This window comes from Escherichia sp. KCJ4928, from assembly GCF_004352695.1.
Classification (GTDB): domain Bacteria; phylum Pseudomonadota; class Gammaproteobacteria; order Enterobacterales; family Enterobacteriaceae; genus ECMA0423.
In genome coordinates this window covers 21,497-31,981 of record NZ_SJWV01000034.1, presented here as the reverse complement: position 1 = coordinate 31,981, position 10,485 = coordinate 21,497, and the positions used below count along the sequence as shown (strand labels likewise).

The window sequence follows — 10,485 nt, the reverse complement described above, 5'->3', positions numbered from 1 at the left end:
TTATCCCCTTCGGCTACCGGGTCGGGCGCGAGGTAACGTCCTGTAAGACGCGCCCTCAGCCCACATCCATGTGGGCTGCCCCGGCCTTCGGGGAACGCTTCAGCGATTTTGACGCCACCAACACCCGTGCGGTTTGTAACGTCGAAGATAAAACAACCAGGGCAGATAAAATGCCAATGCTAATTAATTACGTTTTTCCAGCAGGGTCCGGTAAATCAGACCACCGATAATGCCGCCGACAATTGGCACCACCCAGAAGAACCACAGTTGTTCTAATGCCCAGCCGCCCTGGAAGATAGCAACCGCGGTGCTGCGCGCCGGGTTAACAGAAGTGTTAGTCACCGGAATACTAATTAAGTGAATCAGGGTTAAGGCCAGACCAATAGCGATCGGCGCAAAACCTGCCGGCGCGAATTTGTCGGTTGCGCCGTGGATCACCAACAGGAAACCTGCACTCAATACCAGTTCAACTACCAGCGCGGAAAGCATGGAATAACCGCCTGGTGAATGCTCGCCATAACCGTTAGAAGCAAAACCGCTGGCTGCCGCGTCAAAACCCGTTTTACCACTGGCAATTAAATACAGCAGCGCCGCTGCAACAATACCGCCGACAACCTGGGCAATTACGTAGCCAACGACTTCTTTTGCCGGAAAACGTCCGCCAGCCCATAAACCAATAGTGACCGCCGGGTTAAAATGACCACCAGAAATATGACCAACAGCAAAGGCCATCGTCAGAACGGTCAGACCGAACGCCAACGCCACGCCGGCAAAACCAATGCCTAATTCCGGGAAGCCTGCGGCCAGTACAGCACTACCACAGCCACCAAAAACAAGCCAGAAAGTACCAAAACATTCAGCTGCTAATTTTCTGAACATATCCACCTCAATTAAAAATTGACCCTGTGAAAAATATGGTCGTTTTATAGGGTCGTCGTAAAAAAGTGACGACGGAAATAATGCGCGGCTATTTTAAAAACGAAGGCGAGTCATTCACCAGATAAATAAATCCAGTAAATTTGATTTAGGGCAACAGCGGGTTGCCCCATATAGTCATTTGTCTGATTGACAGTGTAGTGCAAGCAAAAGATTTAATCCTTTAGGCGTAATAAAAAATAATTTATCATGCTAATTATTTGATTTTGTTGTTTTTGCAGACTTATCAGCAAGAGGGAGTATAACGCGATTATTCGCTCATTTTTCAGACATTTGCCATGCTTAAATGTGATGTCATCACGTATTAGCAAGGCCTTTCCCGTTATACTGCCAGCGTAAAGGATAAGTCACATATTTCTGGAGGGGATATGATTCTTGAGCGCGTTGAAATTGTGGGTTTTCGCGGTATCAACCGTTTGTCGTTGATGCTCGAACAAAACAACGTCCTGATTGGGGAGAACGCGTGGGGTAAATCCAGCTTGCTGGACGCCTTAACCCTGCTGCTATCGCCAGAATCAGATCTCTACCATTTTGAGCGCGACGATTTCTGGTTCCCGCCGGGAGATATCAACGGGCGAGAACATCATCTGCATATTATTTTGACCTTCCGCGAATCGCTGCCAGGCCGACATCGGGTTCGCCGTTATCGGCCGCTGGAAGCGTGCTGGACGCCATGCACCGATGGCTATCACCGTATTTTTTATCGTCTGGAAGGGGAGAGTGCGGAAGACGGCAGCGTGATGACACTGCGCAGTTTTCTCGATAAAGACGGACATCCGATTGATGTCGAGGATATTAACGATCAGGCACGCCATCTGGTGCGTTTAATGCCGGTGCTGCGCTTGCGTGATGCCCGTTTTATGCGCCGTATTCGTAACGGCACGGTGCCAAATGTTCCCAATGTGGAAGTCACCGCGCGCCAGCTCGATTTCCTCGCCCGTGAGTTGTCCTCACATCCGCAAAATCTCTCTGATGGACAGATTCGTCAGGGACTTTCCGCAATGGTGCAGTTGCTTGAGCATTATTTCTCTGAGCAGGGGGCTGGACAGGCGCGATATCGTTTAATGCGGCGGCGGGCCAGCAATGAGCAACGAAGCTGGCGCTATCTGGATATCATCAACCGGATGATTGACCGACCTGGAGGGCGCTCGTATCGGGTTATTTTGCTCGGCCTGTTTGCAACTTTATTGCAGGCAAAAGGCACATTGCGACTGGATAAAGACGCCCGTCCATTGTTGCTGATTGAAGATCCAGAAACCCGTTTACACCCCATTATGCTTTCAGTTGCCTGGCATCTGTTGAATCTTCTGCCATTGCAGCGCATTGCCACCACCAACTCGGGTGAGTTGCTTTCGTTAACTCCAGTGGAACATGTTTGCCGCCTGGTGCGTGAATCTTCTCGTGTTGCCGCCTGGCGTCTGGGGCCAAGTGGCTTGAGCACCGAAGACAGCCGCCGCATCTCTTTTCACATTCGTTTTAATCGTCCGTCATCGCTGTTTGCTCGCTGCTGGTTGCTGGTGGAAGGGGAAACAGAAACCTGGGTTATCAACGAACTGGCGCGCCAGTGTGGACACCATTTCGATGCCGAAGGGATTAAGGTCATTGAGTTTGCCCAGTCCGGGCTAAAGCCACTGGTTAAATTTGCCCGCCGAATGGGGATTGAATGGCATGTACTGGTCGATGGCGATGAAGCAGGGAAGAAATATGCCGCTACGGTACGCAGCCTGTTGAATAATGATCGGGAAGCCGAACGAGAACATTTAACGGCGTTACCGGCGCTGGATATGGAACATTTTATGTATCGCCAGGGATTTTCCGATGTGTTCCACCGCGTGGCGCAAATCCCGGAAAATGTACCGATGAATCTGCGCAAAATTATCTCGAAAGCGATCCATCGCTCTTCCAAACCCGATCTTGCCATTGAAGTGGCAATGGAGGCCGGACGTCGTGGTGTGGACTCCGTACCGACGCTGCTGAAAAAAATGTTCTCACGCGTGCTGTGGCTGGCGCGCGGTCGCGCGGATTAACCGCGAAACATCGTGGCCATTTGTGGCTGAATAGCGTCGAGCATCTCATAGCGCCGACGGTATTCAGCCCGTTTTTTACTGGCGATTTCGGCAATCTCTTTTCGTGCTATCTGTGCTGGAAGGCGGTAATGGCGTTCAGCATCACATACGCCGCCAACCGATTCCCAGAAAGCGTTGTAATCGGCATGGATCTTGCCTTCTTTATCACGATAACGCAGGCTGCGGTAAATATGCGTTTCATTGCTGACGGCAATAATCTGCTCTACCTGCAAACGTTGGGCAAACAGACAGGCCGCTTCCATCACGAGGCGTTTGGGAAATAGCCCGTGGCAGGCTTTCGTCGCATTCTGGATTTCCTGATGTGGAATTTCCCATTTTGCGCCTTGCAGTCCGCCAATAAACATCGTTCTTTTCCCCTGATATTCACACAGGGTAAACGTGATCTCTGCCAGAGGAATACCTTCGCTGTTGCGAAACAGGATTGTGCTGTCACCTTCTTTATCCATTGAGATCATCATGGTCAGCTCAAGCGTGAACTGCTCGCCGTTTTTGCCTTCCAGCTTCGCCAGTTGCAGCCCGGGGGTATTCAAATATAAGCTGAATTCTTCCGCCGACATACATCCGCGGAGTAACGCATAATGGTAACGTAACGCCTCCAGCAATTGCTTACGGCTAAGATTCGCCGCAAGGTAAGGGCGATGCAGACGCACAGGCAGTCGCGGTTGGCGCGTTAACAACACATTGAGATTAGGCCAGTGGGAAAGTTCGTTCATCCACTCAACGCTTAAACGCGGCATAATCAACGAGCGCAGCAAAAATTTCTGGCGAAAACTACGGCGATGCCAGAATTTACCCGGCCGACACTGTCCACGTGCCAGACTAAGAAAAAGTGACAGGCTGCTGAGAGATTCAGATGGCGTAAAGGTCCGTTCAGTTAGCTGCGACATATTCATGAAATCAATGGTTATACATGACGTCGATTTCACCATTGCGTATCTTAACCAAACATCAATAGTGTGATTACTAACGTAAATTTTATGGTTTTGTTGATATTTCGTTGAAGTTAATGACCCGGATTGGCATATGGAGTATTCAGAATATTTATGAAAAAGCGGAAAACCGTGAAGAAGCGTTACGTTATTGCGCTGGTGATAGTCATCGCCGGACTGATTACGTTGTGGAGAATTCTTAACGCACCCGTGCCGACTTATCAGACGCTGATTGTGCGCCCCGGTGATTTACAGCAAAGCGTGCTGGCGACCGGAAAGCTGGACGCGCTGCGTAAGGTTGACGTGGGCGCGCAGGTCAGCGGTCAGTTGAAAACTCTGTCGGTGGCGATTGGCGATAAAGTAAAAAAAGACCAGCTTTTAGGGGTTATTGATCCTGAACAGGCTGAAAACCAGATTAAGGAGGTCGAAGCAACGCTGATGGAGCTACGTGCGCAGCGGCAGCAGGCGGAAGCGGAGCTGAAACTGGCGCGGGTGACGTATTCCCGTCAGCAACGTCTGGCACAAACGCAGGCTGTTTCACAGCAGGATCTCGACACCGCCGCGACGGAGATGGCTGTGAAACAGGCGCAAATTGGCACCATTGACGCGCAAATCAAGCGCAATCAGGCTTCTCTCGATACGGCTAAAACCAATCTCGATTACACTCGCATCGTTGCCCCGATGGCCGGGGAAGTCACGCAAATCACCACTCTGCAAGGCCAGACGGTGATTGCCGCACAACAAGCACCGAACATTCTGACGCTGGCAGATATGAGCACCATGCTGGTAAAAGCGCAGGTTTCTGAAGCGGATGTAATCCACCTGAAGCCGGGGCAAAAAGCCTGGTTTACGGTGCTTGGCGATCCACTGACGCGCTACGAGGGGCAAATCAAGGATGTACTACCGACGCCGGAAAAGGTTAACGACGCTATTTTCTATTACGCCCGTTTTGAAGTCCCCAACCCCAATGGTTTGCTGCGGCTGGATATGACTGCGCAAGTGCATATTCAGCTCACCGATGTGAAAAATGTGCTGACGATCCCTCTGTCGGCGTTAGGCGATCCGGTTGGCGATAATCGTTATAAAGTCAAATTGTTGCGTAATGGTGAAACACGCGAGCGTGAAGTGACGATTGGCGCACGTAACGATACCGATGTTGAGATTGTCAAAGGGCTTGAAGCGGGCGATGAAGTGGTGATTGGTGAGGCCAAACCAGGAGCTGCACAATGACGCCTTTGCTCGAATTAAAGGATATTCGTCGCAGCTATCCTGCCGGTGATGAGCAGGTTGAGGTGCTGAAGGGCATCACCCTCGATATTTATGCCGGTGAGATGGTAGCGATTGTTGGCGCTTCAGGTTCCGGTAAATCGACCCTGATGAATATTCTCGGCTGTCTGGATAAGGCCACCAGCGGCACCTATCGCGTCGCCGGTCAGGATGTTGCCACACTGGACGCCGATGCGCTGGCGCAACTGCGCCGCGAGCATTTCGGCTTTATTTTCCAGCGTTACCATTTACTTTCGCATTTAACCGCCGAGCAGAACGTTGAAGTACCCGCCGTCTATGCCGGTCTTGAGCGGAAACAGCGGCTGCTTCGCGCCCAGGGGTTACTGCAACGACTGGGGCTGGAAGACCGTACAGAGTATTATCCGGCACAGCTTTCGGGTGGTCAGCAACAGCGCGTCAGCATCGCGCGGGCATTGATGAACGGCGGTCAGGTAATTCTTGCCGATGAACCAACCGGCGCACTGGACAGCCATTCTGGCGAAGAGGTGATGGCGATCCTGCATCAGCTGCGCGATCGCGGGCATACGGTGATTATCGTCACCCACGATCCGCAGGTCGCTGCTCAGGCCGAGCGGGTGATCGAAATTCGCGACGGCGAAATTGTGCGCAATCCTCCCGCCATTGAAAAAGTGAATGTTGCTGGCGGGACGGAGCCTGTTGTCAACACGGTGTCTGGCTGGCGGCAGTTTGTCAGCGGTTTTAACGAGGCGCTGACGATGGCATGGCGGGCGCTGGCAGCGAATAAAATGCGTACTTTACTGACCATGCTGGGGATTATTATCGGTATTGCGTCGGTGGTTTCCATTGTCGTGGTGGGTGACGCCGCCAAACAAATGGTGCTGGCGGATATTCGTTCTATTGGTACGAATACTATTGATGTCTATCCCGGGAAAGATTTTGGCGATGACGATCCGCAATATCAGCAGGCGCTGAAGTACGACGACTTAATCGCCATCCAAAAACAACCGTGGGTCGCCTCAGCCACACCTGCCGTCTCGCAAAACCTGCGCCTGCGTTATAACAATGTTGATGTTGCTGCCAGTGCCAATGGCGTGAGCGGCGATTATTTTAATGTCTATGGCATGACCTTCAGTGAAGGAAACACCTTTAATCAGGAGCAGCTGAACGGTCGTGCGCAGGTCGTGGTTCTCGACAGTAATACTCGCCGCCAGCTTTTCCCCCATAAAGCAGATGTGGTTGGCGAGGTGATTCTGGTCGGCAATATGCCCGCCAGAGTCATTGGTGTGGCGGAAGAAAAACAGTCGATGTTTGGTAGCAGTAAAGTGCTGCGTGTCTGGCTACTTTACAGCACGATGTCCGGGCGAGTTATGGGCCAGTCGTGGCTGAACTCCATTACTGTCAGGGTAAAAGAAGGATTTGACAGCGCCGAGACGGAACAGCAACTCACGCGTTTACTTTCACTGCGCCACGGAAAGAAGGATTTCTTTACCTGGAACATGGACGGCGTCTTGAAAACTGTTGAAAAGACCACACGTACTTTACAACTGTTTCTGACGCTGGTGGCGGTGATTTCGCTGGTGGTGGGCGGTATTGGTGTAATGAATATTATGCTGGTGTCAGTGACCGAGCGGACGCGGGAAATTGGCATTCGCATGGCTGTAGGTGCGCGAGCAAGCGATGTTTTGCAACAGTTCCTGATCGAAGCCGTACTGGTTTGCCTGGTCGGTGGCGCGTTGGGAATAACTCTGTCACTGTTAATTGCTTTCACCTTGCAGCTTTTCTTACCCGGCTGGGAGATTGGTTTTTCACCGTTGGCACTGCTGCTGGCGTTTCTCTGCTCGACGGCCACCGGGATTTTATTTGGATGGTTACCCGCACGAAATGCGGCACGACTGGATCCAGTAGATGCTCTGGCACGAGAGTAATTTTTGAGATAAAAATGCCAGCCGATCGGGCTGGCATTTTGCCTTTAGGATGTACACAATGAGACAGAAGAGCTATGCGACTGCCGCTTCTACTTCGACGGGCACAATAACACTGGCGTGATTGCCTTTTGGCCCCTGGTGGACATCAAACTGAACGGATTGTCCAGCTTTTAGCGTTCTGTAACCATCCATCTGAATGGTGGAATAATGAGCGAAAATATCTTCGCCGCCGCCTTCAGGGCAGATGAAACCAAACCCTTTGGCATTGTTGAACCACTTAACAGTACCCTTTTCCATGCTTCGACATCCTTCGCAAATCTTATACAAGTAAGATGGAATAAACCGGGGTCAGAGAGGGGGCTGTTCAAAACCTCGCCAACTCTAGAAATACAATTTAGAGAATTAGGGCGAGCCGTCAAGCGTTTGACAGGGGCCAGGGGGCAGGTATGAATCAAAAATTTGAAGCAGTTAACGCTATTGACAGGAATGTGACAGATGTCGCTGATGCCAACGATAGATGATAGTTATCTATCATGTGGAGTAGATTGGTCAGGCAAATAAGCTCTTGTCAGCGGCAGGGCGTTCTGCCGATAACCGTAACCGAAGATGATAACTGACAATGGGTAAAACGAACGACTGGCTGGACTTTGATCAACTGGCGGAAGAAAAAGTTCGCGACGCGCTAAAACCGCCATCTATGTATAAAGTGATATTAGTCAATGATGATTACACTCCGATGGAGTTTGTTATTGACGTGTTACAAAAATTCTTTTCTTATGATGTAGAACGTGCAACGCAATTGATGCTCGCTGTTCACTACCAGGGGAAGGCCATTTGCGGAGTCTTTACCGCCGAGGTTGCAGAAACCAAAGTGGCGATGGTGAACAAGTACGCGAGGGAGAATGAGCATCCATTGCTGTGTACGCTAGAAAAAGCCTGAATGCAGGCATAAAAATTGGGGGAGGTGCCTATGCTCAATCAAGAACTGGAACTCAGTTTAAATATGGCTTTCGCCAGAGCGCGCGAGCACCGTCATGAGTTTATGACCGTCGAGCACTTGTTACTGGCGCTGCTCAGTAACCCATCTGCCCGGGAGGCGCTGGAAGCGTGTTCTGTGGATTTGGTTGCGCTCCGTCAGGAACTGGAAGCCTTTATTGAACAAACCACACCCGTTCTGCCTGCCAGTGAAGAGGAGCGCGACACACAGCCGACGCTGAGTTTTCAGCGTGTACTGCAACGTGCGGTCTTCCATGTCCAATCCTCCGGTCGCAATGAGGTAACCGGTGCAAACGTTCTGGTCGCTATCTTTAGCGAACAGGAGTCGCAGGCGGCATATCTGTTGCGTAAACATGAAGTCAGCCGTCTCGATGTGGTGAACTTTATCTCTCATGGCACGCGTAAAGACGAGCCGACACAGTCTTCTGATCCTGGCAGCCAGCCAAACAGCGAAGAACAAGCTGGTGGGGAGGAACGTATGGAGAATTTCACGACGAACCTGAATCAGCTTGCGCGCGTGGGCGGAATCGACCCACTGATTGGTCGTGAGAAGGAGCTGGAGCGTGCTATTCAGGTTCTCTGCCGTCGCCGTAAAAACAACCCGCTGCTGGTGGGGGAATCTGGTGTCGGTAAAACCGCGATTGCGGAAGGTCTTGCCTGGCGAATTGTTCAGGGCGATGTGCCGGAAGTGATGGCTGACTGTACGATTTACTCTCTCGATATCGGTTCTCTGTTAGCGGGCACTAAATATCGCGGCGACTTTGAAAAACGTTTTAAAGCGTTGCTCAAGCAGCTGGAGCAGGACACTAACAGCATCCTGTTTATTGATGAGATCCACACCATTATCGGTGCGGGGGCTGCGTCTGGTGGCCAGGTCGATGCGGCTAACCTGATCAAACCGTTGCTCTCCAGCGGTAAAATTCGCGTAATTGGTTCGACAACCTATCAGGAGTTCAGCAACATTTTCGAGAAAGACCGTGCTCTGGCGCGTCGCTTCCAGAAAATTGATATTACTGAACCGTCGATCGAAGAAACTGTTCAAATCATCAATGGCCTGAAACCGAAGTATGAAGCGCACCACGACGTGCGTTATACCGCAAAAGCGGTGCGTGCAGCGGTAGAGCTGGCGGTGAAATACATTAACGATCGTCATCTGCCGGATAAAGCCATTGACGTTATCGACGAAGCGGGCGCTCGCGCACGCCTGATGCCGGTAAGCAAACGCAAGAAAACCGTTAATGTGGCGGATATTGAGTCCGTGGTGGCCCGTATTGCGCGCATTCCAGAGAAGAGTGTTTCTCAGAGTGACCGCGATACCCTGAAAAACCTCGGCGATCGCCTGAAAATGCTGGTCTTCGGTCAGGATAAAGCCATTGAGGCGCTGACTGAAGCCATTAAGATGGCGCGTGCAGGTTTAGGTCACGAACATAAACCGGTTGGTTCGTTCCTGTTTGCCGGCCCTACCGGGGTCGGGAAAACAGAGGTGACGGTACAGCTTTCGAAAGCGTTGGGCATTGAGCTGCTGCGCTTTGATATGTCCGAGTATATGGAACGCCATACCGTCAGCCGTCTGATTGGTGCGCCTCCGGGATACGTTGGTTTTGATCAGGGAGGTTTGCTGACTGATGCGGTCATCAAGCATCCACATGCGGTGCTGTTGCTGGACGAAATCGAGAAAGCGCATCCGGACGTGTTCAATATTCTGTTGCAGGTGATGGACAACGGTACGCTGACCGATAACAACGGACGCAAAGCGGACTTCCGTAACGTGGTGCTGGTGATGACCACCAACGCCGGGGTACGTGAAACTGAGCGTAAATCCATTGGTCTTATCCACCAGGATAACAGCACCGATGCGATGGAGGAGATCAAGAAGATCTTTACACCGGAATTCCGTAACCGTCTCGACAACATTATCTGGTTTGATCATCTGTCAACCGACGTGATCCATCAGGTGGTGGATAAATTCATCGTCGAGTTGCAGGTTCAGCTGGATCAGAAAGGTGTTTCTCTGGAAGTGAGCCAGGAAGCGCGTAACTGGCTGGCCGAGAAAGGTTACGACCGGGCAATGGGCGCACGTCCGATGGCGCGTGTCATCCAGGACAACCTGAAAAAACCGCTCGCCAACGAACTGCTGTTTGGTTCGCTGGTGGACGGCGGTCAGGTCACCGTCGCGCTGGATAAAGAGAAAAATGAGCTGACTTACGGATTCCAGAGTGCACAAAAGCACAAGGCGGAAGCAGCGCATTAATCTGATTGTTAGGTAGGTTGGTCAAGTCCGTAATCTCGAAAGAGGTTACGGACTTTTTGTTTATGGGGTGGAGGAGGTTCAGACCCTTTTTTTAATGATGATGGTAAGTTGTT

Annotated in this window: 9 protein-coding genes; 6 read left to right on the top strand and 3 right to left on the bottom strand. The window is 51.3% G+C overall.

What is annotated here, in order from left to right; genetic code table 11:
* Positions 1–183: 183 nt before the first annotated feature.
* Positions 184–879 carry an aquaporin Z gene (aqpZ, locus tag E0D98_RS07805; protein WP_000488716.1) on the bottom strand — a complete coding sequence of 232 codons (696 nt, stop codon included), beginning with the start codon at positions 877–879 and terminating at the stop codon, positions 184–186.
* 425 nt (positions 880–1,304) lie between these two features.
* Here aqpZ and E0D98_RS07800 point away from each other — a divergent pair, with 425 nt between their 5' ends.
* Entirely contained in the window at positions 1,305–2,963 is a 1,659-nt protein-coding gene (locus E0D98_RS07800) for an ATP-dependent endonuclease (protein WP_000599806.1), read from the top strand.
* On the opposite strand, the gene E0D98_RS07795 is transcribed toward E0D98_RS07800, so the two are convergent.
* Positions 2,960–3,916 carry a VirK/YbjX family protein gene (locus tag E0D98_RS07795; RefSeq protein WP_001355621.1) on the bottom strand — a complete coding sequence of 319 codons (957 nt, stop codon included), beginning with the start codon at positions 3,914–3,916 and terminating at the stop codon, positions 2,960–2,962. The two genes, E0D98_RS07800 and E0D98_RS07795, sit on opposite strands and share 4 nt — an antisense overlap.
* A 150-nt stretch (positions 3,917–4,066) precedes the next feature.
* Between E0D98_RS07795 and macA the strand changes: the two genes are divergently transcribed.
* Both macA and macB read left to right on the top strand, forming a co-directional pair.
* A complete protein-coding gene (gene macA / locus E0D98_RS07790) occupies positions 4,067–5,182 on the top strand; it encodes a macrolide transporter subunit MacA (RefSeq protein ID WP_000746460.1) in 1,116 nt (371 codons plus the stop codon).
* Positions 5,179–7,125: a macrolide ABC transporter ATP-binding protein/permease MacB gene (gene macB / locus E0D98_RS07785; RefSeq protein ID WP_131890577.1), complete on the top strand. Its 1,947-nt coding sequence runs from the start codon at positions 5,179–5,181 to the stop codon at positions 7,123–7,125. Before macA ends, macB begins: the two co-directional genes overlap by 4 nt.
* Before the next feature lie 72 nt (positions 7,126–7,197).
* Here the strand turns inward: macB and cspD are convergent, their stop codons facing one another.
* The gene (cspD, locus tag E0D98_RS07780; RefSeq protein WP_000410785.1) at positions 7,198–7,422 is read right to left on the bottom strand and encodes a cold shock-like protein CspD; all 225 of its coding nucleotides are present in this window, start codon (positions 7,420–7,422) and stop codon (positions 7,198–7,200) included.
* 149 nt (positions 7,423–7,571) lie between these two features.
* On the opposite strand from cspD, the gene yljB reads away from it, so the two are divergent.
* The 3 genes from yljB to clpA all read left to right on the top strand — a co-directional run bounded on the left by yljB (position 7,572) and on the right by clpA (position 10,372).
* On the top strand, positions 7,572–7,646 hold the full coding sequence (yljB, locus tag E0D98_RS27825) for a protein YljB (protein ID WP_001406719.1): 75 nt from the start codon (positions 7,572–7,574) through the stop codon (positions 7,644–7,646).
* Positions 7,647–7,744: 98 nt separating this feature from the next.
* Positions 7,745–8,065 (top strand): ATP-dependent Clp protease adapter ClpS, encoded by a 321-nt coding sequence (gene clpS / locus E0D98_RS07775; protein ID WP_000520781.1) that lies wholly within the window; start codon positions 7,745–7,747, stop codon positions 8,063–8,065.
* A 30-nt stretch (positions 8,066–8,095) separates the two neighbouring features.
* Positions 8,096–10,372, top strand: a complete 2,277-nt coding sequence (gene clpA / locus E0D98_RS07770; RefSeq protein ID WP_000934041.1) for an ATP-dependent Clp protease ATP-binding subunit ClpA — start codon at positions 8,096–8,098, stop codon at positions 10,370–10,372.
* The last annotated feature ends 113 nt before the right edge of the window (positions 10,373–10,485 follow it).

Excerpts from the sequence above, each read along its gene's own strand:
- cspD (WP_000410785.1), bottom strand. The coding sequence starts at position 7,422 with ATGGAAAAGGGTACTGTTAAGTGGTTCAACAATGCCAAAGGGTTTGGT.
- macA (WP_000746460.1), top strand. The coding sequence starts at position 4,067 with ATGAAAAAGCGGAAAACCGTGAAGAAGCGTTACGTTATTGCGCTGGTG.
- clpS (WP_000520781.1), top strand. The coding sequence starts at position 7,745 with ATGGGTAAAACGAACGACTGGCTGGACTTTGATCAACTGGCGGAAGAA.
- E0D98_RS07800 (WP_000599806.1), top strand. The coding sequence starts at position 1,305 with ATGATTCTTGAGCGCGTTGAAATTGTGGGTTTTCGCGGTATCAACCGT.
- macB (WP_131890577.1), top strand. The coding sequence starts at position 5,179 with ATGACGCCTTTGCTCGAATTAAAGGATATTCGTCGCAGCTATCCTGCC.
- E0D98_RS07795 (WP_001355621.1), bottom strand. The coding sequence starts at position 3,916 with ATGAATATGTCGCAGCTAACTGAACGGACCTTTACGCCATCTGAATCT.
- aqpZ (WP_000488716.1), bottom strand. The coding sequence starts at position 879 with ATGTTCAGAAAATTAGCAGCTGAATGTTTTGGTACTTTCTGGCTTGTT.
- clpA (WP_000934041.1), top strand. The coding sequence starts at position 8,096 with ATGCTCAATCAAGAACTGGAACTCAGTTTAAATATGGCTTTCGCCAGA.